Origin of the sequence: Acinetobacter sp. ANC 4173 (genome assembly GCF_004331255.1) — a bacterium.
Lineage (GTDB): Bacteria > Pseudomonadota > Gammaproteobacteria > Pseudomonadales > Moraxellaceae > Acinetobacter.
The window spans coordinates 33,949-58,983 of sequence record NZ_SJOF01000013.1 but is presented as its reverse complement, the minus strand read 5'-3'; the positions used below and the strand labels follow the sequence as shown (position 1 = coordinate 58,983).

The window sequence follows — 25,035 nt, the reverse complement described above, 5'->3', positions numbered from 1 at the left end:
TCACGGTCATTATTTTGTTTAAGAGAAATCATACGAAATCATGAATGAATCTGCTATGCTATAGCACTTCATTTTTTAGTATTTTTACGAGGCAGAGATGACGCAAAACAACGCTCAATCGACTTCTGAACAACCTATTTCCGAAAACGATTTAATTGCACAGCGTCATGCCAAGTTGAAGCAAATTGAAGAGCAAGCCAAACAAACGGGTGCAAGCCCATGGCCGAACTCGTTCAAGCGCGAACATTATGCACAAGATTTACAAGAACAATTTGAAGATCAATCGAAAGAGCAGATTGAAGCAACTGAACATGTTTATGTAAAAGTTGCAGGTCGTGTCATGTTAAATCGTGGATCATTCATTGTGATTCAAGATATGACAGGTCGTATTCAGCTTTATGTTGCACGCAAAGAGTTAGACGAAGCCACTTTAGCGACCATTAAAGGTTTAGACCTTGGTGATATTATTGCAGTAGAAGGCTATATTGGTCGTTCAGGTAAAGGTGATTTATATGTTCACATTCAACATTTTGAATTATTGACGAAATCATTACGTCCACTGCCAGATAAGTTCCACGGTCTAAATGATACCGAAGTTAAATACCGTAAGCGTTATCTTGATTTGATTGTGAATGAAGAAACACGTAAAACTTTTGAAATTCGTGCCAAAGTTGTTGCAGGAATTCGTACATTCTTGAACAACGAACGTTTCATGGAAGTTGAAACACCAATGATGCATGTAATTCCTGGTGGTGCATCTGCGCGTCCATTTGAAACGCATCATAATGCTTTGGATATGCCTTTGTTCTTGCGTATTGCACCAGAACTTTATTTAAAGCGTTTGGTGGTTGGTGGTTTTGAGCGCGTGTTTGAAATTAACCGTAACTTCCGTAATGAAGGGGTATCAACGCGTCATAACCCTGAATTTACTATGATTGAATTCTACCAAGCCTATGCAGATTACAAAGACTTAATGGCTTTGACTGAAAATATGCTAGAAAAATTGGCTTTAGATATTTTAGGCAGCACTGATGTGCCTTATCAAGGTGAAGTCTTCAGCTTTAAAGGGCCGTTCAAGAAAATTTCAATGTTTGATGCAATCTTGGAAAACAACCCAGACTTTACCCCTGAAAATGTTAATGACCGCGAGTTTTTAGCTAAATTCACTAAAGACGTGTTGAAAGAACAAGTTAAGCCTGGTTTTGGTTTAGGTAAGCTTCAAACTATCGTATTTGAAGAAACGGTTGAAACTAAACTTCGCCAGCCAACCTTTATTACTGAATACCCAGCTGAAACTTCACCATTAGCACGTCGTAATGATGATAATCCGCATATTACTGACCGTTTTGAATTCTTTATCGGTGGTCGTGAATTGGCAAATGGCTTCTCAGAGTTGAATGATCCAATTGATCAAGCAGAGCGTTTCCAAGCACAAGTTCAGGAAAAAGATGCGGGTGATGATGAAGCGATGCACTACGATGCCGAGTTTGTTGAAGCACTTGAATATGGTTTGCCTCCAACTGCGGGTGAAGGTATTGGTATTGACCGTTTAGTCATGTTATTTGCAGATGCACCAAGTATCCGTGATGTGATTTTATTCCCACATATGCGCCGGAAAGACTAAGGTCTGTATTCAATAAAAAACCCGCTTCGGCGGGTTTTTTTGTTGACGATTTACAACAAAAATCAATACTCAGGTTGCAATATTGAATCAAAGAAAATATGGGAGTCGGCAGAATTAAGTAACGAGAAAGTCACGATAATTTTTTTAAATCTTTAGTTTTGGCGTTGTTGATGGTGTCAGCGTCATCGGGTTTTGCGCAAGGGATTGTCGTAAATAATGACGATTTACGTTCGGATTTAAACTAGTTAAATTAACAAGGCGTTATTCAAATTAGTACCTCAACATGGCCAATGAGTGGGGATGAAATCCAACGTGCATTATCTCAAGCACATATCAGTCAACCAGAACAACAAAAAGTAATTGACTCTATCTTCGCCCAGATATTCCTTTGAAATTCAATGGTTGGGTAAGTGATTCAGATGTGTATGGTAATGATACAGGGCTTTCAGTTGCTGTTGATTTACCATTAGACCCGAAAGCTTGGGGCTATTAATTTCTAAATAGAATAAAAAAACCTCACAATTGTGAGGTTTTTTATTCTAGAGTTATAAATATGAGTTGCATTCAATAATGAGATAGCATTCAAAGAAATTATTAAATCAATCCGATGCTCAGCAAAGCATGTACTGATTAAACAGGTAAATCAAACCAAATCAATTGACTGTCTGTCAACGCTTTGATTTCAGCTTCTTCAGCAAATGCTAAAGCATCACCAGATTTTAAGGTCTCACCCGCAATTTCAAGCTCGCCAGAAATTACATGGACATAATTTAATTTCTGCATCGCTTTGATCGCCAAACTATGCGTCGCTTGTATAAAGGCAGTTTTGACTTCAGCCTGCTGACGAATATGCATGGCAGCATCACTATTGGGTCCTGCAATCACATGCCATTGATTCGGTTGTAATTTTGGATCACATTGAATCTGTTGATAATTAGGTTCGGCATTACGGATATCAGGATGTATCCAAATTTGTAGCATGTGTACAGGAACATCGCCCTGATTAATTTCGCTATGTTGTACACCTGTACCCGCACTCATGAGCTGCCATTCACCCGCAGAAATATGACGCTCGTTGCCCATACTGTCTTTATGAGAAATAGTCCCTTTAAGTACACAGGTCAAAATTTCCATATTGTCGTGTGGGTGTGTGCCGAAGCCATTGTGGGCTGCAATCACGTCATCATTAATGACACGTAATACGCTTACCCCCATATATTTTGGATCGTACCAACTGCCAAAAGAAAAACTATGTTTAGACTCGAGCCATCCTGCTTTGACATGACCGCGATTTTCACTACGATGTAAATAACTTTGCATGATCGTTATCCTATTTTTAATTTGTTCATGAACTCATCATAGCGTTTCGATTATGTGGTTTAAATCTTATATAAGCGACAATTCATTCTATTTTTGCAACACAAAATAGGATCAGAAATTTAACTTAAAAAAATAGCCTGCATGTGCAGGCTATTTAGGGCTAATTGCTAGAATTAATTAAGGAATTTTACAGTCACGCCAGAACGAACTTTTTTACCGAGGTCGTTGGCATCCCAGTTGGTTAAACGGATACAACCATGCGATGCAGTTTTTGAAATTGCAGATGGGTTAGGTGTACCGTGAATACCAAATGATTTTTTGCTTAGACCAATCCAAATGTTACCTACTGGACCGTTTGGACCAGGTGGTAAAGAAAGTGGCTTTAAGTTTTTACCTTGAACAAAGTTGCTTGGTGAGTAGCTATACCAAGGGTTTGGTGCTACGCCAGTGACTTTATAGGTGCCTTCAGGAGAGGGTGTATCTGAGCTACCAATGGTCGCAGGGAAAGAAGCAATCATTTGGTTGCGGCTATTAAATAGATACAGTTGTTTAGCACCTTTATGCGCAACAATTAAATGAATGTCTTCTGGGAGTTCATTGCGAATATTCGTCACAATAATCTTTTCACCAGCTTTCTTGAATGTTGCTTTTGGATTAAGTTTCTTCAAGAAATCTTCATCCATATGGAATTTTTCACCCAACATTTCTGTCACACGAGTGTAGTACAAACCTTTCATTTTGGCTTGTAATGCGTAGTCGTGTGGAATAGACGGTGCATAGGGACCTTTAAGGTCAGCATCGGTAATGGTGTATTCTACGAATGCTGGACGATTCCCTTGTTTAGCGACTAAGGCATCCCAAGTTTGTTTGGTTAAAGTCCCTGTTGGCTGTAAACCATTCATTTGTTGAAAAGTAGCAAGTGCTTTTAAGGTATTTTTACCACTGGAACCATCAATTGCACCTGGTGAAGCATGTGAGTTATTCAACATGACTTGCGTTCGTGCATAAACAGGGAATTGACCTTTACCAATATTGTCAAACCAAGATGCATTATTTAGACCATCAAGTGTCCAAGAGGCCTTTGCAGCAGGAGAGGTAGGTGCTGTTGCCGCACTTGTTGCTACAGCTGAGCTGGCTGGAGCAGTTCCAATATCTGCTGTATTATCTTCAGTTTGTTGAAGATTTTGTAAAGTTTGCGACGCCTTATTTAAGTCTTGCTGTTCTTGAGGCGTAATTTGTGTATCTTGCGCTGAAGATGCAGAGCCTATTGCAAGAGGATTAATTGGGTCTTCTACGGCAGTATTGGTAACGACTTTGGGCTTTAATGGTTGTTCAGCAGTAGTAGCTGTGGCAAAAGCTGTGCCAGCAAAAAGGCAGCCTAAACTCATTGCGAGTATTGTGCGAACGAACATGTAATTCAACCTTAAGAATTATTCATTTACTAAGTGACAAACGACGCAAGTATTGCAGAAAAAAATGGCAGATGCAGTATTTGTTTTGTGTAAATAGACATTTGTCCAACAAGAACATTAAATTTTAATCGTGTTAGAAGTTATTAAAATTTAGTCCTTTTTGTTATGATGCTGCAAAGATTAAATTAAGTTAGGAAAGTCAATGGCGACCTTAAAAAATGATCGTTTTCTGCGTGCTTTATTGCGTGAGCCTGTTGATACTACGCCTGTATGGATGATGCGTCAGGCAGGACGCTATTTACCTGAGTATCGTGAAACACGTGCAAAGGCAGGTGATTTCCTTTCTTTATGTAAAAACACCGAGTTTGCATGTGAAGTGACCTTACAACCTTTACGTCGTTATGACTTAGATGCCGCAATTTTATTTTCGGACATTTTGACCGTTCCAGATGCCTTAGGTTTGGGTCTGTATTTTGAGGCAGGCGAAGGTCCAAAGTTTCATAAAACTGTACGTACTGAGCAAGATGTCATGAATTTACCGACATTCAATGCAAAGTCTGATTTAGATTATGTCATGAATGCGGTATCGACCATTCGTTCAGCTTTAGGTGGACAAGTGCCACTGATTGGCTTTTCGGGAAGTCCTTGGACTTTAGCGACTTATATGGTTGAAGGCGGTTCCAGCAAAGACTTCCGCTTTACCAAGCACATGATGTACGCACAGCCTGAAGTTTTACATGCTTTGCTTGATCGTTTGGCTATTGCAGTGATTGACTATTTAAATGCGCAAATTGATGCGGGTGCGCAAGCTGTTCAAATTTTTGACAGTTGGGGCGGTGCATTAGCACATCGTGAATATATCGAATTTTCATTAAATTACATGCAGAAAATTATCTGCGGTTTAAAACGTGAAAAAGATGGTCGCAAAATTCCAGTGATTTTATTCACCAAGGGTGGTGGTCAATGGTTAGAGCCAATGGTTGCAACAGGTGCAGATGCGCTAGGATTGGACTGGACGACGCCATTGTCTGTAGCACGTAAAATCGTGAATGGTCGTGCAGCGTTACAGGGCAATTTGGATCCGGCAACTTTATATGGTTCATCACAAACGATTCAAAAAGCTACTCGAGCTATGTTGGATGAAGCTTATGCCAATGGTGAAAAAACGGGATATATTGCGAATTTGGGTCATGGTATTACCCAATGGGTGAACCCAGATCATCCGAAAGTGTTTATCGACACCGTACATGAATATAGCGCAAAGTATCTATAAATTTAGGTTGAGTATTTACTGTGTTGCGTGTTGCTCAATCTTGTGTTGAGTTTTCTTATAAGGCAGCTTCGGCTGCCTTATTTGGAATACTTTTATTATTGGCTTTTGTGTTTACTGCGCCTTTAGGTTATGAACCGCATTATGGTTTTTATCGTTATGATTACCTGTTGTTTTATGCCTTAATTATTCAATGCTGCTTATTATATTTAAAATTAGAATCTTGGGCAGAAGCCAGAGTCATTGCACTGTTTCACATTATGGCAATGGGGATGGAAATTTTCCTTACGCATCCAGCCATTGCTTCATGGCAATATCCACAACCTGCAATTTTTAAACTGTGGACAGTGCCTTTATTTGCTGGGTTTATGTATTCAGCGGTCGGAAGTTTTTTTGCTCGTTCTTTACGACTTTATACTGTGTCTTTTAAGGCTTTGCCTAAATTTAGTCATATGTTGACTTTGGCAGTGTTGTCTTATTTAAATTTTATGAGCAAATTCTTTATTCCAGATATTCGCTATGTCTTGTTTTGCTGGAGTATCGTGCTGTTCTGGAAAACCAAGATTCGTTTTGAATTACACCATCACACCATTCAACTGCCGATGTTACCTATTCTGTGGGTCTTGGCTTTTATTATTTGGCTTGCCGAAAATGTGAGTACTTTTTACAAAATTTGGCTTTATCCAAGTCAGGTTGATGCTTGGCATATGGTGGGTTGGGGAAAGCTGGGTTCATGGTATTTGTTGCTGTTGTTAAGTCTAGTTTTAGTCTTGAAAATACTTGGAATACGCAACTCAAAGGGTGATTGGCAGTTAAATAATGATTAATATGAATAGTTTAGTTTTGTTTTTTTAACTTTAATATAAATTATTTTGCGTTATTAAAGATATGCAGATAATCTAAGTTTGTGTAATCCATCATTACATGTAAATAATTAGAACACTCAGAGAATAATTCTGGAGAAGTGCGATGTTAAAAAAAGTAGCGTTAGCAGCAGTATTGGCAATAGGTTCTACAGCAGCATTTGCAGATAGCGATGCAGGTTGCGGTATTGGTTCTGAGATTTGGGCGGGTCAATCAGGTAAAGTGCCGAAGTTACTTGCCGCTACAACAAATGGTTTATTTGCCAACCAATTATTTGGTATCACCTTTGGTACTCTCGGTTGTAGTGGTTCGGGTACAGTCACTGCACAAGCAGTCACGTTTACCAATGAAAATGCAGAAGCATTGGCGCGTGATATGGCAGTGGGTCAGGGCGAAAGCTTGAATGTATTGGCTGAATTACTCAATATTAAAGCAGAAGATAAAGCCCGTTTCTTTGCTGTATCTAAGCAAAATTTTGCTGAAATTTATTCTACAGAGAATAAAGATTCTTACCAAGTACTCACTTCTCTACAAGCTGTAATGGCAAAAGATGCTGTCCTCAAAGCTTATGTCTAATTGATTGTTGTAAAACCCTGTCAATCTGACAGGGTTTTTTATATCTAAAAATATTAAATTTAATGAAAAAGATTGCATTATTTACAGCTTTATTCGGTTCTAGTCTGGCGTATGCCGTTGAACCTACACCCTCTATGCACTATGTTCAAATGGCGACCCAGAAACACCTGGTGCAAGAGACAACTTGGCAAAGATTAATGTATGCCGACTCCAAAGGGCACAGTGAAGTTCACTATACGGGCTATTTTCTTAGCCCAGAAGGGCAGACACATTTACAAAATGAATTAAATAGCAATATCGAAGCGCTGTTTCTAACGGCGGCTCCGAATCAATCTGTTCGCTGCCGATTTCCAGCACGCAGTCAATGGTTAATCAAGCAACTGAAGATTTCCGCGACAGATTTACCACAAGTTGAATGTCCTGAATTAGACAAATGGCTTGGTGAAATTAAACCCTATAAAGCCACTTTAATTTATGCAACTGACTTTATGGGTAATCCGAGTTCGATGTTTGGGCATACCTTATTGCGTTTAGATCCCAAAGACCAGAAACAATTAAACTTGGTTTCTTATGCGGTGAACTATGCAGCCACGGTCGCAAGCGCGGATGGTTGGGCCTTTGCTTGGAAAGGCTTAACTGGACAATATCCTGGCGAATACTCTTTAATGCCATATTATCGCAAGGTAAAAGAATATGGGGACTTAGAAAGTCGTGACTTGTGGGAATATGAACTCAATTTAAACCCAGAAGAAACTCGCTTTTTGGTACAGCATATTTGGGAAATGCAACATGTGACTTTTCCCTATTATTTTGTCAGCGATAACTGTGCTTATCGTCTGTTAGGGCTGATTGATTTGGTGCGTCCCGAACTCAATTTAAGTCAACAGTTTAAAGTCGCAGCAATTCCAATGCAGACCATTAAAGCCATTGATCAGCAAGGGATTGTTCGTGAGACAGTCTATCGTCCTGCCTTAGAAACCCAATTATTGGCACAAGCCAAACAGCATGGGCAAAGTTTGGCCAAAACAGCCCATCAGGTTGCTTTTACTGAACAAAAACAAAGACTGGAAATTTTGGCAGCTTATTCTGCGGAAGATCGTGCCAAAATTTTAGAAATGGCCTATGACGATCTGTATTTGCAATTGGTCGCACGTAAAGTAGATGTTGCTTTTGCACAGCCTAATCTTCGTGAATTACTCATTTTACGTAGTACGATCGATTTAGATAAGCAGCGTCAAGCGCCCAAACGTCCACGTATTGACCCCACACAATCACATGATGCTCGAAATTTCTCTGTAAAAGCAGGAACTGTGCAAGGCGATGAATTTATTGAGTTGGGACATCGTCAAGCCTATCATGATTTGATTGATCCTCAAGGCGGATACCGTATAGGAACACAATTGTTGTTTTGGGATGGGGCTATTCAATTGCGTGAGGATGAGTTGAAGTTAGAACATTTCGACTTTCTGACAGTAAATTCTTATAACCCGATTACAGCGTTTAAAACGCCGTTGACATGGGGATTTAATCTGGGTTGGCAACAAGAAGCGACTGATTCGTCAGGGCATTTTAGCGAGCAGGATCAACATGGTGTTGCCAGTTTAAAAATGCAGATGGGCTACAGCTATGCGGACTCAAAACGAGAGAATCTATGTTATGCGCAAATGCAAACCTATTTTCAGGGTGGAAAATCATTAGATAAAGGCTGGCGATTGGGTATAGGGCCGATGGTCGGTTGTCAGAACATTTGGACAGACCATATTAATTCGATTGTGCAGGTCGAATTGCCATATTGGGAAGATTCGCATCAATGGCAAGTTCGATTGAATTCGCAAGTACAGTATGCATTGAATGCGCAGAATGCATTACGCGTGGGGTGGGAGTATCAATATCAAGATGAAAAAGATTGGAATAAGCTGAGCTTCGGTTATGTCCGATTTTTCTGAACTTAAGCAGAGGAAAAAAGGTGCATTGTAAGCGCCTTTTTTCTTGAATACATTTTAATTTTTAATCAATTTCCCATGTTTATTGATTAATGGCTCATCATCTTCTTTGCTAAAACTACTACGTTGTGGCTCTGTAAAAATTTCAAGAACGACTTCAGAGGGTCGACATAATCTCATATCGAGTTCTGTTACTGCAAAAGGTCTATTGATTAAAATTTGATATTGCAGCATAAAATCAATAAGTTGCTCATCGTTATGCGTTGACTGTTCTAGTTGTAATTCCTCATAAGGTGGAACATTTTTGCGTAGTACTTCACGTACAGATAAGCCTGAGTGCTTGATTAAATCAATCAATTCTTGTTTATTAGGTAGTGTTTTAAGATATTTAATAATTTCTGGTTTTTGACCCGTGTTTTATATGAGACCAAGGGTATTTCTGAACGTACCACAAGCAGGATTATGATAAATCTTAATCATTTTTTAGACATCATCTTTCGTTAAATAAACTTTATTGCATTTATATATTGATATACATATATCAAGGATTACTAAATTTTGGGCTGTAAAATGGATCAAACTAATTTCTTTAAATGTCTCTCTGACCCTACTCGCTTGGACATTATTAAGTGGGTACTTGTGAGAGAAAATGTATGTGTGTGTGAACTGACGGAATTATTGCAATTGAGTCAGCCTAAAATTTCACGACATTTGGCATTGCTTAGAAATTTATCGGTTTTATTGGATCAGCGCAAAGGGCAATGGGTGTATTACCGTGTGAATCCAGATTTACCTGAATGGGCAAATGCGGTGTTAAAGATCATTGCTCAGTCAGCACAAACAGACAGAGAAACTTTTTATTTGAATACTTTGACCAATATCCATTGTGATTGATTCACTGTATTTAGCAGGTTTATTGTACGATAGCTGATGTTTGAATGAATTTAATGACCAGATGCGGTCCTGATTAAATAGAATCAGAATTGGATGTATCTTGTATTTAGAATGTTGGATGCTTGTTTGTTTTAAGCTGATCAAAAAATCTATCGAATGAGATCTATTCGCTATATAAAACAAATCTCCCTGATTGAGAAAATACCTGTCGACTTCTAGACTTTCTTTTTGGACTGCAATTTAACCTTGTGGATTTTTATTGCCATGGCCCTTGGCGTTGCTATTGGGGTATTTATCCCGCAAACTTCGGTTGTTTTAAATCAAATGCATGTCGGCAGTGTCAATATTCCAATTGCCATCGGTCTTATTGTGATGATGTATCCACCGTTGGCAAAGGTGGACTATACAGCTTTACCAGAAGTTTTAAAGATAAACGAACCTTGACTGGATTCCGCTGGCAGCAGAGGCTATTCGAGCTACACAGAGTAAAATACTGGTCTTGATGCAAGTTTGTGGTGGTTCACAATCTTTAGTGCACTCAATCAAATGCGTATGATCATCATTCCAAACCAGTATTCGATTCCAAAAGCATTCTTGAAATTTGAAGAAGATGGCTCAATGACAGATTCATCTTTCTATACCCGCATCGTGGATGTGCTGGAAGAATTGTATAAATTTACCTTGTTGACCCGTGGACAGTCAGCCTATTTAACGGATTGTTATTCGGAACGTGTTGAAACCGCAGAGCAGTTGTCGAAGTGCGTGAATCAGCGTTCACTATAAGATAAAAATAAACCCCGAGTGTTTCGGGGTTTATTTTTTAATTCATTTGAGATGAATCAGTAACTTTCAGGTACTGCACTGAGGAATTCACGACGTGATTCTTTATCGGTTTTAAATTCCCCAATAAATGAAACGGTACGTGTGGTTGACTCTTGTTTACCGACACCGCGCATCATCATGCACATATGCGCAGAATCAATCACCACAGCAACACCACGTGCCTGAGTGACTTCAGCAACAGCTTCGGCAATTTGCTGGGTCAAATTTTCCTGAATTTGTAAACGACGTGCGAACATTTCAGTAATGCGAGCAAATTTAGATAAGCCAAGCACATGACCTTCAGGTAAATAAGCGATATGCACACGACCATAGAACGGGAGGAGATGGTGTTCGCAAAGCGAATAAAATTCAATATTTTTCACCAAGACCATTTCACGGTTGTCCGATGGGAACACCGCTTTATTGGTCACTTCTTCTAGCGTCTTACTATAACCAGACGTTAAATACGAAAACGCTTTAGCAGCACGCACAGGTGTATCAAGTAAACCTGGACGATTCAGGTCTTCACCAACGGCAGTTAAAATGTTTGCGTAGGATTGCTGCATAGACATAAGACGTTTTCACTTACTCTTATATTGAACAAGGACGGCATTGTACCAGAAAACCGAAAAAATACCGTGTTTAATATCAAAATCCGATTACTGTTTGTGTTTTGGATTTTTTTCTGAACGTTTTAGTAAAACTAAAACCGCGCCCGTACCACCCTGATTATCCGGTGCACTCACAAATGCCAGTACATCACGATGCTGACGTAACCAGCCATTCACATAGGTTTTTAAAATAGCTTCAGGACCTTTGCCGTGTACAATTTTAATGACATTCTGATTTTCATCTTTTGCCATTTGAATAATTTGAAGTACGGCAGCACGGGCTTGCTCTACGGTGCAGCCATGTAAATCTACCGCTTCAAACCAACGTATTTTACCTGCTTTTAAATCTTCAAAAACCTTATGTTGCAACGTCGCAATGCGATAACTCAAATTCGCTTGACTGGCAACTGGGTTGAGCATGGCTTGTGTGTCGGAAAGTTCAGCCATTTCAGATTCAGTTGGACCAATAGCCGCTGCTCGCTTTGCTAAAACCTGAGCATCTAATTTCTTTTTCGAACTTTTGGCAATCTGAGCGATATTGCCGACATCCATTTTTTGTACACCTTGCATGGATTTTAGAAATAATTCGGCATCATCTGGCTCAGCTATTACAGCTTGCTTTTTCGCTTCAACTTGCTGTTCAGCAGCGGTTGAATGTGGATGATTAATTTGCTTTTTAAAAGCCTTCAGTAAGTTGTACTGATCTTTAGAAAGCGATGAATCATGTTTGCTCATAATGTCCAGAAATAACTGCAAGATGGGGTTTAAGCGGCAATTATAATCTGAAATTGCTGCAAATTGAACTCACAGGATGTTATATTGAATTAAAGTAAGAGATGAACAGCTCATTTTTTTATAATTATTAAAATTCAGTTTAGATTAAGAAAAAATATTCCAAATTTGGATATGATTTTGTATAACTATTTAATAGCTTATAATTTTAATACTTGAAATGAATAGAAATACTTTTAAAAACTCATATCGTTCTAATTATCAGGGAAAGGTCACAGTTGAAGATGCTCAAAAACATCAAAAAAATATTGATGACATGAAGAAAGATGCTGCTTTTTACTATTTAGACCATATAGAAAGTTCAATAATCCCCCACAGTATGCTTTATAAAATCATCCAGAAATTAAAAACGAAGCAGAATGACAGTTTAACTTTGCCAGAAAAAGCCTATTTACTTCGCAATAATCTGAATGCTTTACATGACCTTGTTGAAGGGAAAATCTCTTTTAATCAATATAAAAAAGAATCTGCTAATGACAGAATCGTATATAAAAAACGTTTAGAAGAAGAACAAATGTACCTAGAAAAGCTTAAGGAGTTAGAGCGTATTGAAGAGCAAAAACGTCAAGAAAAATTAGTTCAAGAAAGAAAAGCTAGAGAACAAGCTGAACGTGAGAGAAGAAAGAAATTAGAATCTGATCCAAAATATATTGCACAACAAAGAGAGAAAGCTCTTTTAAGTAAATATGAAATTCATCCTTATCTTATTGGCAACAAGCAGAGATATAAACTACTTAATATATTGAATTTATTAGATAACCAACAAAGATTACAGGAGCAAGATGCTATTTGGTTAAGTTCTGAAGGACGAGAGTTTTTTACTGGTGAAGTTAAAATAAAATTTCATCGTGTAGAAGCCGACTTTTACCTTAAACTATATGAAGTAACTAAATCAGACTGGTATGCTATCAATGCTTCTAGCCAATTAAGAAAATGTAAAGCTAGTAAAGAAGCTGAAAGATTTCTAGAAAATACAAAAATTTCCTTAAATAAAAACAGCAAATTATTATCCGCTTATTTCACTACTTTAGGTGGAGTTAAAAGGGATCTTAAGAAATCAGATATCGCTCTAGAACATGGTTTAAAAGCACATGATCATAGTTCTCAAGACTATAGACCTTGTACCTTATTAGGGGCTATATACATGGAGAATCATAAATATGATCTTGGTCACGATTGGTATGGTAAGGCTCGTGATAGAGGGGCTCCAGAAAACTCTATTAATGCGGAGCTCAAAAGTATTTTATTGAGATTAGATAAGGCTAAACGCAGTGAAATGGTGGCAAGTTTATTGAAAAAGGATCCGTATATTTATGGATGGCTAAAGGATCTTAAGCAATAATTTAATTAAAAGGGTTTTGAATTAATCATTGGAATATATTAGGCAGTCTGATCCGACGATAAGTATTAATTTGCTGAATGATTAATAAAAAAGGGTAAAAGAGTTTTACCCTTTTTAGTTGGGACTTAAATTTCTAAAGGTTGTCCAAATAATGCGCTAAAAGCATGGTCTGGACGCGGTTGTTTCATGAAGCTTTCACCCACCAAGAAGCTGTGAATATCATGCTCTTGCATCATCTTCACATCTTCTGGGGTTGCAATGCCACTTTCTGTAATGAGTAGGCGAGAAGGACTAAGGAGTTTCTTCAAACGAATTGATGTGTTTAAGTCCACATCAAAAGTCTTCAGATTACGGTTATTTACCCCTAACAAGCAGCGCTCAGAAAGTTGTAGAGCACGTTCAAGTTCTTCCTCATCATGTACTTCAACCAAAACGTCTAAATTATGCTCAAACGCTGTTTTTGACATTTCTTCTAATTGTTGGTCTGACAAGCAGGCCACAATCAGTAAAATACAGTCAGCATGTAAGGCACGTGCTTCAATGACATTGTATGGGTCGACTAGGAAGTCCTTACGCAGTGCAGGCAAAGCACAGTGCGTACGTGCGATTTGAATATTCTCATCCGCACCTTGGAAAAAATCGACATCAGTTAAAACCGATAGGCAAGCCGCACCCGCTTGTTCATATTGTGCTGCAATTTCCGCAGGATTAAAGTTTTCACGAATAACCCCTTTTGAAGGAGAAGCTTTTTTGATTTCAGCAATCACACCAGGACGTTTGTGAATCAGGGCTTGAGCAAAACCACGCACGGGTGTTGCTTCTTGCGCCCATTGTTCTACATCATGCAGGCTACGTTGCTTGAGGCGTGCTGCCAGTTCTTCATGTTTACGATCAACAATTTTGCCTAAAATCGTATTGGCGATATCGACCATGTGAGCATCCTTCCTTAAGCTTCGTATTGTTTGAGTGTTTTGGTAAATTCAGATAGCACACTCATTTTTTCTAAAGCCTGCCCACCGTAGATAATATCATGCGCTAACGCTACGCCTTGTTTATAGCTTTTGGCTAAACCTGAGACATAAATGCCTGCACCAGCATTTAAGGCAATCATGTCTGCGGCTTTGGCGCCACGATCAGATTTTTTTCTGCCAAGCGCATCTTTAATCAGGGCTAAACTTTCAGCAGAATCTTCAATGATTAAACCTGTGAGGGTTTGCGATTCAATCCCGACATCTTCAGGATTAATCACCCATTCAGTCACTTCACCATCTTTCAGTTCCGCAACATAAGTGGAAGAGGCGAGGCTGATCTCATCTAGTCCGTCTTTAGAATGCACCACCATCACGTGTTCAGCGCCAAGTTGCTTCATCACTTCTGCAATTGGACGACATAATTCATTTGAGAATACACCAATCACCAGACGCTTTACTCCAGCCGGATTCGTAAGCGGGCCAAGTAAGTTGAAGATGCTACGGATACCGAGTTCCTTACGCGGACCCACTGCATATTTCATGGCTTTATGATGATTCGGGGCAAACAGGAAGCCAACGCCAATTTCACGAATACAACGTTCAGTTTGTTGCATATTCAAATCAAGCTGAATGCCAGCTTGTTCTAACAAGTCGGATGAACCTGACTTGGTTGAAACGCCTCGGTTACCATGCTTGGCAATGGTGGCTCCAGCCGCAGCAATCACAAAGGCGGAAGCGGTTGAAACATTAAATAGGTTCTGTCCATCACCACCCGTACCGACAATATCAATCAGGTTTGGGACGTCGCTGACATCAATTTTAATGGCAAATTCACGCATGACACGTGCAGCAGCCGTAATTTCATCAATACTTTCACCTTTTAGACGCAGCCCCATCATTAATGCACCAATTTGTGCATCTGTGGCTTCACCATTCATGATGGTGCGCATGACCTCTTCCATTTGTGGCTGAGTCAGGTGGATGTTCTTGGTAATATGATTTAAAGCTTGTTGAATATTCATTTATGCATAAATCTCTAAAAAGTTTTTGAAGATTTGGTGACCGTGTTGGCTGAGGATCGATTCAGGGTGGAACTGCACACCTTCGACAGGCAGTGTCTTATGTTTTACGCCCATAATTTCTTCCATTGAGCCATCAGCTTCTTGGGTCCAGCAAGTGACTTCTAGGCAATCTGGCAAACTCGCTTGATCAATCACCAAAGAGTGGTAGCGGGTTGCTGAAAATGGGGAAGGTAGATTGCTAAAGATGCCCTTGTCACTGTGATACATGTCCGATAAACGCCCATGCATAACGGTTTTGGCGCGAACGATATTGCCGCCAAAAGCTTGTCCGATACTTTGATGACCTAAGCACACACCGAGTAATGGAATTTTTCCAGCAAAATGTTGAATGGCTGGAATAGAAATGCCTGCTTCAGTAGGTGAGCAAGGTCCTGGACCAATGACCAAATACTTCGGTTGCCATCGTTCAATATCTTCCAACGTCACGGCATCATTACGGACTACGTTCACTTCTTGGTTCAACTCGCCAAAATATTGCACGATGTTGTAAGTAAAGGAGTCATAATTGTCGATCATGAGAAGCATTTCAGATGTAACCTCTTGAGTTGCATAAAGTTATAGCTAAATTTTTTTTATACTCGTGGTACATGCCCTTGTTTCAGGCACGCTATTTTAGAATGAGCATAAAAAAGCCTGCTATGCGCAGGCTACTTTATCAGTTTTTAACTGTCTTGTGATAATTTCATACACAATCATCATGCTAGGAAGGATTTAATTGTTATTTAAACCCAAATGCATAATCCGAATTTTGGTTTCTTTAACGGCATCTTTCACTTTCTGTTGAAAGTCCTGCATATGTGCCGTGTTTAAATGCTGTTCCAAATGAGCTAAAGATTGCCATTTTTCAAACATAATAATCGAATTTTCAGGTTTGTACTGGAAACTGGCGTTACTGTCTTGATCAATATAAAGCTCATAACCAAAACAACCTGCTTCCTGTAGCACTTTAGGCGTGACATCCTTAAATGCATTCAGGACAGTTTCAACATGCGTTGCACCTTCATGAATGTGAATTTCTGCAATGACAGTTAACATGGTGATGTCCTTTATACCGTAAAAATCGTGTCTAAGTGTGAGCGATAAGCAGCTAAATATTGCGGTAGATTCGGTGCTTTAATCACGTCATTCACAATAAACGTGTCTAAACCGTGCATACCTAAAAATTGATTTGCCTTGTGAAAGGGTAGATAGACACCATCGACACCGACTCCTTCAAAGAATTGTTCTTGATCTTCAAATGCTTCAATCGGAGCATTCCACGTCAGAGAGAGCATATATTTTTTGTCGTGAATTAAACCACCAGATCCATATTTTTTGCTCGCATCACTACGTGAACGGCCATCATTGGCATACAACGTACCATGGCCTATGGTAAAAACATCGTCGATGTATTTTTTCATGGTCCACGGTGCGCCCATCCACCAACCTGGCATTTGATAAATAATCACATCCGCCCACACATAGTTTTCAACTTCTTGCTGAATGTCATATTCAGCATCTGTTCTGGTAATGCGGACATTGTGTCCCTGTTGACTTAAATGGGTGTTTGCGAAATTGGCTAGTGTGTCGTTAAGTTCGCCGTTTGAATGCGCGAATTGTTTTGCACCGTTGACTATCAGAATGTTTTTCATTGAATGACTCAAGCAAATTTTTCGAATTGGGCAAAAGTATAGATAAGCAATTCGATTTGAAAAATCGTTGAATCTGCAAAATATTGTTGATTAAAAATCAATAATTGGATTTCAACTTTAAACTATATTGATTAATCAGCATTGTAAGAGACAGAGTAAGGAGTGGATTGGGTTGGGCGATTAAATTTTACTTTCTTGCTTTTCCTGCACAGCTAAGGTCAATAGTCCCTAAATAATCAATAAAATATTTACCCGTTTAGGTCCTTCTTTTTTTGCAAATGCGGGAAGGAAATTTTTATTGATAGTCTTTAAAATTTACGTCCTAGAGACTTCTGATTCTCTTTTATTTGAACTTTATACTTCTTTTTTCATAATTGAAAATACAGCAACTTTTTTAGTGCATCTGTATGTTTTGCTGTACTAAAAAAATGCATGTCAGAATTTTTAGTCCTCAATTTTAATCAAAATAAGCATTTTATTTTATTTAATGAACTGATTTTTATTAATAAATAAATATTGGCATAAAATTCGCAATATGAATCTTAACTTGTATACAAGATAGGATGCATAAAGTGAGCATACTTCAATCTTTTGGCTGGACCATCGCAGAATGGCAAAATGCCTATAAAACACAACATATTCAATTAACCGATTTAATTACTTGGGTTCAGGCTTTTGATACAGAAGATACAGCTTGGATTTCCCTTGCGACTTCTCAAATTTTGCAACAACAGATTGAAGAATTAGAAAAACACAGTGCAGCAAGTACAGCATTATTTGAACAGTTCCCCCTGTATGGCATTCCATTTGCGGTCAAAGACAACATTGATGTTGTCGGTTTTGCATCAACAGCAGGTTGTATGCTTTTAAAAGATATTGTGACTGAAGATGCGGAAACTGTTCGTTTGCTGAAACAGGCTGGCGCGATAGTGGTGGGCAAAACCAATCTTGATCAATTTGCAACAGGTTTGGTTGGCACACGCTCTCCATTTGGTGTTGTTCCAAATAGTTTCAACCCTGACTATGTCAGTGGTGGTTCAAGTTCGGGTTCTGCCAGTGTGGTGGCACGGGGTTTGGTGCCATTTGCATTAGGCACAGATACCGCAGGTTCAGGTCGTGTACCTGCCGCTTTTAACAATATTGTCGGGTTAAAACCAACCAAAGGGCGTTTTTCTAATTATGGCTTGATGCCAGCCTGTAAAAGCATCGACTGCATTTCTGTATTTGCCTTGATAGTAGACGATGCAGAAGTTGTGGCACAAGTGTTGGAACAGTTTGATGTGCGTGACAGCTATTCACAGCATAACCCTAAAACAGCGCCCGCAAAATTATCTTCGGCACTTCATTTTGCGATTCCAAAAACTTTGCAATTCTTTGGTGATGTGCAAGCAGAACAAGCTTTTCAGCAAGCGCTTACGCAGTTAAAGCAAATGAATGTCATCTTGACTGAAATTGATTTTTCAATTTTCGAACAATTGGCAGCACAGCTTTATCAAGGCGCGTGGGTGGCTGAGCGTACAGTAGCGGTTGAAACCTTACTCGCACAATCTCCAGAAGCATTTGATCCAACTGTTTTAGACATTGTTCAACAAGGCAAAAACTATACGGCACTTGATGCTTATAAAGCCGAATATCTCAAAAATGATTTGGCGCGACAAATTCAAGAGCTGCTGTCTGAGTTTGATGCCTTGGTTGTGCCAACATCGCCAACCATTCATACCCTTGCTGAAATGCAGCAGGAGCCGATTCAATACAATTCACATTTTGGCACCTATACCAACTTTACCAATCTTGCAGACCTGAGTGCTTTGGCATTGCCTGCGGGATTCCGTGGTGATGGTTTGCCGTTTGGCATCAGCTTGATTGCACCTGCATGGCATGACCGTGCTTTGGCAGATTTTGGTCGTCAATGGCAAGCGCATCTGCAATTACCTCTAGGGGCGACAGGACGTCCTTATCCTGAAAAGGTAAAGTCAATTTCTGCACCATCTGCACAGCATATTCGTGTGGCTGTAGTAGGTGCACATTTGACAGGAATGCCATTGAATTTCCAATTAACCACCCGTCAAGCGGTGCATGTAGAAACCACTAAAACTTCAGCCCATTACGCCTTATATGCACTGAATGGCACGATTCCGCCAAAACCAGGTTTGGCACGTCAAAGCAACGGACAGGAAATTATCGTGGAACTGTGGGATGTGCCAACAGCTCGATTTGGTGAGTTTGTCGCTGAAATTCCAACGCCATTGGGGATGGGCAATGTTGAACTCAGTGATGGGCGTTGGGTCAAGGGTTTTATTTGCGAGCCTTATGGTTTAGCCGATGCTGAAAACATCAGTCACTTTGGGGGCTGGCGCGCCTATATTCAGCATCGTACTGCACAACAACTACAAACAACACATTAAAAAAATAGGAACGCTCATGTTTAAGACCGTATTAATTGCCAACCGTGGTGAAATTGCTGTACGTGCGATTCGTACCTTAAAGAAATTAGGAATCACCAGTGTTGCGGTGTATTCGGACAGTGACCGTTATGCGCAACATGTTCAAGATGCCGATCTTACAGTGGACTTACAGGGAACCAAACCTGCTGAAACATATTTAAGTATTGAAAAATTAATTGCTGCTGCCAAACAAACAGGTGCTGAAGCAATTTTCCCGGGCTATGGTTTTTTGTCTGAAAGTGCTGAATTTGCACAAGCCTGTGAAGCCAACCATATTGCTTTTATGGGTCCAACTGCGGAACAGATTTTGGAATTTGGTCTGAAACATCGTGCACGTGAATTGGCTGCTGCTGCACATGTCCCAATGACACCGGGTACAGGTTTACTCAATAGTTTAGAAGAAGCATTGGTTGCTGCGGCAGAAATTGGTTATCCCATTATGCTGAAAAGCACCGCAGGAGGAGGCGGTATTGGTTTAACCCGTTGTGATACGCCTGAAGCACTGCAAGAGGCTTATGCCAGTGTCAAACGTTTAGGTGAACAATTTTTTAAAGATGCAGGCGTGTTTTTAGAACGTTTTGTCGATAAAGCACGTCATGTTGAAGTCCAGATTTTTGGCGATGGCTTGGGTCAAGTAGTGGCATTGGGTGAGCGTGACTGTTCCTTACAACGCCGTAACCAGAAAGTGGTGGAAGAAACACCCGCTGCATTATTGCCTGAAGCGACACGTCAGAAGTTGCATCAAGCGGCAGTAGAATTGGGTGCTTCGGTTAACTATCGTAGCGCGGGCACCGTCGAATTTATTTATGATGCTGCACGTGATGAGTTTTATTTCTTGGAAGTAAATACTCGTCTACAAGTCGAGCATCCTGTGACAGAGATGGTAACAGGACTGGATTTAATTGAATGTATGCTCAAAGTGGCTGCGGGAGATAGCTTAGATTGGGAAAAATTGCAGAATATTCAGCCACAAGGTGCTGCGATTGAAGTGCGTATTTATGCTGAAGACCCAGTTAAAAACTTTCAACCGAGTCCGGGAGTATTAACTGAAGTTTATTTTCCTGAACAAATTCGTGTGGATACATGGGTGGCGACGGGCACCGAAATTTCACAATACTTTGACCCGATGATTGCCAAAATCATTGTGCATGCCGAGAACCGTGAGCTAGCGATTGCAAAATTACAGCAAGTACTGAGTGAAACACGTCTTAATGGTATCAGTACCAACTTGGATTATGCTCGTGCAGTCATTGCCGATCAGCGTTTTGCCGAAATGAACATTTGGACACGGATGTTAGATGATTTTACGTATGTGCCAAAGGTAATTGAAGTCTTGCAGCCAGGAACTTTAAGCTCGATTCAAGATTATCCGGGACGGACAGGGTATTGGGATATTGGTGTACCGCCGTCAGGTCCAATGGATGACTATGCTTTCCAATTGGCGAATAAAATTGTTGGTAATCCACAAAATGCGGCGGGATTTGAGTTCACTTTATTGGGACCTACACTCAAGTTCCACACGGCAACTACGATTGCTTTAACAGGTGCACCCTGTGTCGCAACCTTGGATGATCAGCCTGTTGCGTTTTGGTCGGCGATTCAGGTGAAGGCGGGGCAGGTGCTCAAACTGGGTCAGGTTGAATCGGGATGTCGAACTTATTTGGCTGTACGTCATGGTTTAGATGTACCACTGTATTTAGGCAGTCGTGCAACTTTTGCATTGGGGAACTTTGGTGGACATGCAGGGCGTACATTACGTACCGGCGATATGATTAAACTGGTTGATCCTGAGATGCCGCATGCAGGGTTAACTTGGGCCACAGCAGAACCCCAAAATCTCGCATGTGACCTGATTCCAAGTTATGGGCGTGAATGGAAGATTGGCGTACTTTACGGTCCGCATGGCGCACCAGATTTTTTTAAAGCGGAATATATTGAAGAGTTTTTCCAAACCGAATGGACAGTACATTTTAACTCCAACCGTTTAGGTGTCCGTTTATCTGGACCCACTCCAACTTGGGCACGTGAAAATGGCGGTGAGGCAGGCTTACATCCCTCCAATGTGCATGATTGTGAATATGCGATTGGGGCGATTAACTTCACGGGAGATTTTCCTGTGATCTTGGCAAAAGATGGTCCGAGTTTGGGTGGTTTTGTGTGTCCAGTGACGATTGCTAAAGCAGAGCTGTGGAAAGTGGGACAATTAAAAGCGGATGATAAAATTAGTTTTTACCCGATGACAGTCGAGCAAGCCAATGCTTTAGAGCGTCAGCAAATTGAGCAGATTGAGAACTTCTCTGTGGCTCACACTGTTGCAGAAACACCGGAAGTCATGGAAATCGGAAGTACTATACTGGCTTTACGTGAAGAAACAGCAACAACACCAAAAGCAATCTATCGTCAGGCAGGAGACAGTTATATTCTGCTGGAATATGGTGAAAATGTTCTGGATTTGGCGTTGCGTTTACGCGTGCACCAATTGATGCACATGATTCGTAGCACGAACCAAAACGGCATTTTAGAACTATCCCCCGGGGTACGCTCACTGCAAATCAAATATGATGGTCTGGTGATTTCACAGCCGCAACTGATTGCACATTTACTGGAGTTGGAATCTTCAATGGGAGATCTAAGCCAGTTAAAAATTCCATCACGGATTGTGCATTTGCCAATGGCATTTGAGGACAGTGCGACTTTAGGCGCTGTGGAACGTTATCAGGAAAGTGTCTGCGCCAAAGCCCCGTGGTTGCCGAATAATGTCGACTTTATCCAACGGATTAATGGCTTAGACAGTCGTGAACAAGTCCGCGACATTATTTTTGATGCCAATTATTTGGTACTTGGCTTAGGCGATGTTTATCTGACTGCACCCTGTGCGGTGCCCATTGATCCGCGCCATCGCCTACTCAGTTCGAAATATAACCCTGCACGTACCTTTACTGCGGAAGGTACAGTGGGTATTGGCGGTATGTACATGTGTATTTACGGCATGGACTCCCCAGGGGGCTATCAGTTGGTGGGACGTACTTTACCTATCTGGAACAAGTTCAAACAGAACAAGCAATTTGGCGATAAACAATGGTTCTTACAGTTCTTCGATCAAATTAAATTCTTCCCTGTTACCGAAGCAGAATTGAATCAATGGCGTACTGATTTTGCACATGGTGTAGCGCAGATTCAAATTGAAGAAACTGAGTTTGATTTTGCCCGTTATACCCAATTTTTACAGGACGAAGCCGAAAGCATTGCAGCATTCAAGCAACAGCAACAACAGGCTTTCAGTGCAGAAGTCGGGCGTTGGAAAGAGGAACATAACGCACAACCCGAAGAAATCGTTCAGCAACGGATCGAAAACTTTGATGATTTCTTGGCTGTGAATGCGTCTATGACGGGGAATATCTGGAAAATTTTTGTTGAGTCTGGTCAGGAGATTAAAAAAGGTGAAACAGTTGCTATTATTGAAGCCATGAAAATGGAGCTGCCTGTGTATGCGACTGAAGATGGCATCGTTAAAGCGGTCATTTGTCGCGCGGGACAAACCGTACACAGCGGAGAACCTTTGGTGTATATGGAATAGAGTTGAGTATAGGAAATGAAAAGCGCGACAAGTAAAAGCGCAGACAATTTGTCCGCGCTGGTGTATCAACGTATTAAGAACGATATTTTCGATTTCAAATTAATGCCAGGTGAGCGTTTTACTGAGTCTGAAGTTGCACAAGCTTATGAGGTGAGCCGAACTCCAATTCGGCAAGCCTTGTATCGCTTACAGCAAGAAGGCTATGTCGAGGTCAGTTTCCGCAGTGGTTGGCAAGTCCGACCACTGAACTTCCGCTATTATGAAGAACTGTATGATGTGCGGATTGTGCTGGAAAAAGATGCGATTTATAAGTTGTCACAGCAGGATTGTGAGCAATCCAGTGAGTTGGCAAGACTGAAAACAATTTGGATGGTGGAACCGCAAGATTATCTGAATGACATAAAGCAACTCTCGCAACTGGATGAAGATTTTCACTGTGCTTTGGTTCGAGCAGCAGGCAATAATGAGATGGTACGGATTCACCGTGACTTAAGTGAAAAAATACGGATTATTCGCCGTCTAGATTTTTCTAAACAGTACCGTATTGAAGCCACTTATCAGGAACATCAACATATTTTAAAACTGATTTTTGAGCAAAAGACTGAAGATGCAATTGCGGCAATTGCCACCCATATTCAGCAAAGTCGAGATGAGGTGAAAAAGATTACCTTGCACATGTTGGATCCGAGCCAGTTTGTTTAAGTGTCTATTCCAGATCAGTTTAAAAATACATTCGACGGCATATGCGTTCGTAACATGTACATGCAGCGAAAGTGAAGATTTTGTTATACTATTACATCGATCTTCACCTTTCGTTTGGCTTGCGAGCATCTCATTTTGAAACTGTTGACCCCACAAAAATCCGTACCGACCCATATTATTTCTGGATTTTTAGGTGCAGGAAAAACCACATTACTGAATAGCTTATTGGCACAAAAGCCTGAAGATGAAGTCTGGGCAATACTGATGAATGAGTTTGGTCAAATTGGAGTAGATCAAAATCTGCTTCCCCAAACTGAAGGCTATGCCGTGAAAGAGCTTTTAGGGGGCTGTTTGTGTTGTAGCAGTCAATTGCCAATGCAAATTGCTTTATCACGGTTATTGTCAGACACTCAACCTGATCGTTTATTCATAGAACCGACAGGTTTGGGGCATCCAGCTCAATTGTTAGAGCAACTGACTGAACCACATTGGCAAAGCCAAATTCAGATGCGTGCTTTAGTCACGGTGGTGGATGGTTCGCGTTTGCATGAACAGGAATGGGTGAAACAAAACCTGTATGCCGATCAGTTGAAAGCCGCGCAAATCGTGGTGATTTCACATATGGAACACATGCAAGCGGCAGATGAACAGGCTTTGCAACAATTACAACAGGAATATCTGGCTTATGCCCAGACATGGTTAAAACCTACTTTGGGGTCACTCCAACTGGCAGAAATTGATTTGCCATATCAAGGTGTGCAACGAAAAATCCAGCCATTAATTCAAATTCAGAAGCAGTACAGTAATGAGTCAGTATTACCTGAAATTAAGCAGTTACCTTATCATTATGTAGAAACTGCACAGGGCTATAGTATTGCAGGGTGGAAGTTTTCCAAGCGCTGGCAATTTGATTTCTATGATTTACTTGATCTGTTATGTGAACAACAGCAGTGGCTCAGAATCAAAGGGATTTTTAATACCAATCAAGGTTGGAAAAGTTTTAATTTCAATCCGAATCAGTTTAATTATCAGTCTGCACCTGAAAATATCGATAACCGTATTGAAGTGATTGTACAAACACAAAGAGATTGGGCCTTATTCGAAGCTCAGTTACTTGCCTGCCGTATAGATACTGAAACGGACTAAAACTGTTCAGCA

At 40.3% G+C, this 25,035-nt stretch carries 20 protein-coding genes and 4 pseudogenes; 14 read left to right on the top strand and 10 right to left on the bottom strand.

Annotation, left to right across the window (positions count from 1 at the left end; translation table 11 throughout):
* Nucleotides 1-97 precede the first annotated feature (97 nt).
* Nucleotides 98-1,624: a lysine--tRNA ligase gene (lysS, locus tag E0H94_RS14430; protein ID WP_131327146.1), complete on the top strand. Its 1,527-nt coding sequence runs from the start codon at nt 98-100 to the stop codon at nt 1,622-1,624.
* Nucleotides 1,625-1,794: 170 nt separating this feature from the next.
* Nucleotides 1,795-1,995: pseudogene (locus E0H94_RS18745) on the top strand (capsule assembly Wzi family protein); the annotation flags it as partial.
* Between the two features lie 259 nt (nt 1,996-2,254).
* Here the strand turns inward: E0H94_RS18745 and E0H94_RS14420 are convergent.
* Both E0H94_RS14420 and E0H94_RS14415 read right to left on the bottom strand, forming a co-directional pair.
* The gene (locus E0H94_RS14420) at nt 2,255-2,944 is read right to left on the bottom strand and encodes a pirin family protein (protein WP_131327145.1); all 690 of its coding nucleotides are present in this window, start codon (nt 2,942-2,944) and stop codon (nt 2,255-2,257) included.
* 173 nt (nt 2,945-3,117) lie between these two features.
* Nucleotides 3,118-4,356 carry a L,D-transpeptidase family protein gene (locus E0H94_RS14415; protein ID WP_131327144.1) on the bottom strand — a complete coding sequence of 413 codons (1,239 nt, stop codon included), beginning with the start codon at nt 4,354-4,356 and terminating at the stop codon, nt 3,118-3,120.
* A 202-nt stretch (nt 4,357-4,558) separates the two neighbouring features.
* Here E0H94_RS14415 and hemE point away from each other — a divergent pair, with 202 nt between their 5' ends.
* From hemE to E0H94_RS14395, 4 genes are all read left to right on the top strand, one after another.
* Nucleotides 4,559-5,629: a uroporphyrinogen decarboxylase gene (gene hemE / locus E0H94_RS14410; protein WP_131327143.1), complete on the top strand. Its 1,071-nt coding sequence runs from the start codon at nt 4,559-4,561 to the stop codon at nt 5,627-5,629.
* A gap of 23 nt (nt 5,630-5,652) precedes the next feature.
* Nucleotides 5,653-6,453 (top strand): DUF817 family protein, encoded by an 801-nt coding sequence (locus E0H94_RS14405; protein ID WP_413773022.1) that lies wholly within the window; start codon nt 5,653-5,655, stop codon nt 6,451-6,453.
* 142 nt (nt 6,454-6,595) lie between these two features.
* Nucleotides 6,596-7,066 carry a DUF3015 family protein gene (locus tag E0H94_RS14400; protein WP_131327141.1) on the top strand — a complete coding sequence of 157 codons (471 nt, stop codon included), beginning with the start codon at nt 6,596-6,598 and terminating at the stop codon, nt 7,064-7,066.
* Between the two features lie 62 nt (nt 7,067-7,128).
* Nucleotides 7,129-9,012: a DUF4105 domain-containing protein gene (locus tag E0H94_RS14395; protein WP_131327140.1), complete on the top strand. Its 1,884-nt coding sequence runs from the start codon at nt 7,129-7,131 to the stop codon at nt 9,010-9,012.
* 54 nt (nt 9,013-9,066) lie between these two features.
* On the opposite strand, the pseudogene arsC reads toward E0H94_RS14395, so the two are convergent.
* Nucleotides 9,067-9,489, bottom strand: a pseudogene (gene arsC, locus E0H94_RS14390) (arsenate reductase (glutaredoxin)).
* 90 nt (nt 9,490-9,579) lie between these two features.
* On the opposite strand from arsC, the gene E0H94_RS14385 reads away from it, so the two are divergent.
* The 3 genes and pseudogenes from E0H94_RS14385 to E0H94_RS14375 form a co-directional block, all read left to right on the top strand.
* Nucleotides 9,580-9,903, top strand: coding sequence for an ArsR/SmtB family transcription factor (locus E0H94_RS14385; RefSeq protein WP_131327139.1), 324 nt, complete (start codon nt 9,580-9,582; stop codon nt 9,901-9,903).
* 264 nt (nt 9,904-10,167) lie between these two features.
* Nucleotides 10,168-10,349 (top strand): annotated as a pseudogene (locus E0H94_RS14380) (arsenical-resistance protein); the annotation flags it as partial.
* A pseudogene (locus E0H94_RS14375) lies at nt 10,343-10,686 on the top strand (arsenical resistance protein ArsH); the annotation flags it as partial. The pseudogenes E0H94_RS14380 and E0H94_RS14375, both read left to right, overlap by 7 nt.
* 56 nt (nt 10,687-10,742) lie before the next feature.
* Here the strand turns inward: E0H94_RS14375 and folE are convergent.
* Nucleotides 10,743-11,291: a GTP cyclohydrolase I FolE gene (folE, locus tag E0H94_RS14370; protein WP_171304967.1), complete on the bottom strand. Its 549-nt coding sequence runs from the start codon at nt 11,289-11,291 to the stop codon at nt 10,743-10,745.
* Nucleotides 11,292-11,384: 93 nt separating this feature from the next.
* The gene (locus E0H94_RS14365) at nt 11,385-12,071 is read right to left on the bottom strand and encodes a Smr/MutS family protein (protein ID WP_131327138.1); all 687 of its coding nucleotides are present in this window, start codon (nt 12,069-12,071) and stop codon (nt 11,385-11,387) included.
* Between the two features lie 217 nt (nt 12,072-12,288).
* On the opposite strand from E0H94_RS14365, the gene E0H94_RS14360 reads away from it, so the two are divergent.
* On the top strand, nt 12,289-13,470 hold the full coding sequence (locus E0H94_RS14360) for a hypothetical protein (RefSeq protein WP_131327137.1): 1,182 nt from the start codon (nt 12,289-12,291) through the stop codon (nt 13,468-13,470).
* Between the two features lie 125 nt (nt 13,471-13,595).
* Here E0H94_RS14360 and trpC read toward each other — a convergent pair whose 3' ends face one another.
* From trpC to E0H94_RS14335, 5 genes are all read right to left on the bottom strand, one after another.
* Nucleotides 13,596-14,402 carry an indole-3-glycerol phosphate synthase TrpC gene (gene trpC, locus E0H94_RS14355; RefSeq protein WP_131327136.1) on the bottom strand — a complete coding sequence of 269 codons (807 nt, stop codon included), beginning with the start codon at nt 14,400-14,402 and terminating at the stop codon, nt 13,596-13,598.
* A 14-nt stretch (nt 14,403-14,416) separates the two neighbouring features.
* The gene (gene trpD / locus E0H94_RS14350) at nt 14,417-15,463 is read right to left on the bottom strand and encodes an anthranilate phosphoribosyltransferase (protein WP_131327135.1); all 1,047 of its coding nucleotides are present in this window, start codon (nt 15,461-15,463) and stop codon (nt 14,417-14,419) included.
* Complete coding sequence (locus tag E0H94_RS14345; RefSeq protein WP_131327134.1) at nt 15,464-16,048, bottom strand: anthranilate synthase component II; 585 nt, start codon at nt 16,046-16,048, stop codon at nt 15,464-15,466.
* A gap of 186 nt (nt 16,049-16,234) precedes the next feature.
* A complete protein-coding gene (locus E0H94_RS14340) occupies nt 16,235-16,558 on the bottom strand; it encodes a putative quinol monooxygenase (RefSeq protein WP_131327133.1) in 324 nt (107 codons plus the stop codon).
* Nucleotides 16,559-16,569: 11 nt separating this feature from the next.
* Nucleotides 16,570-17,154 (bottom strand): NAD(P)H-dependent oxidoreductase, encoded by a 585-nt coding sequence (locus E0H94_RS14335; RefSeq protein ID WP_131327132.1) that lies wholly within the window; start codon nt 17,152-17,154, stop codon nt 16,570-16,572.
* 563 nt (nt 17,155-17,717) lie between these two features.
* Here E0H94_RS14335 and atzF point away from each other — a divergent pair.
* The 4 genes from atzF (at nt 17,718) to E0H94_RS14315 (ending at nt 25,023) form a co-directional block, all read left to right on the top strand.
* A complete protein-coding gene (gene atzF, locus E0H94_RS14330; protein WP_131327131.1) occupies nt 17,718-19,559 on the top strand; it encodes an allophanate hydrolase in 1,842 nt (613 codons plus the stop codon).
* A gap of 16 nt (nt 19,560-19,575) precedes the next feature.
* Entirely contained in the window at nt 19,576-23,175 is a 3,600-nt protein-coding gene (uca, locus tag E0H94_RS14325) for an urea carboxylase (protein WP_131327130.1), read from the top strand.
* A gap of 15 nt (nt 23,176-23,190) precedes the next feature.
* Complete coding sequence (locus E0H94_RS14320) at nt 23,191-23,877, top strand: GntR family transcriptional regulator (RefSeq protein WP_131327129.1); 687 nt, start codon at nt 23,191-23,193, stop codon at nt 23,875-23,877.
* 135 nt (nt 23,878-24,012) lie between these two features.
* Nucleotides 24,013-25,023 carry a CobW family GTP-binding protein gene (locus E0H94_RS14315; RefSeq protein WP_131327128.1) on the top strand — a complete coding sequence of 337 codons (1,011 nt, stop codon included), beginning with the start codon at nt 24,013-24,015 and terminating at the stop codon, nt 25,021-25,023.
* Nucleotides 25,024-25,035: the final 12 nt, after the last annotated feature.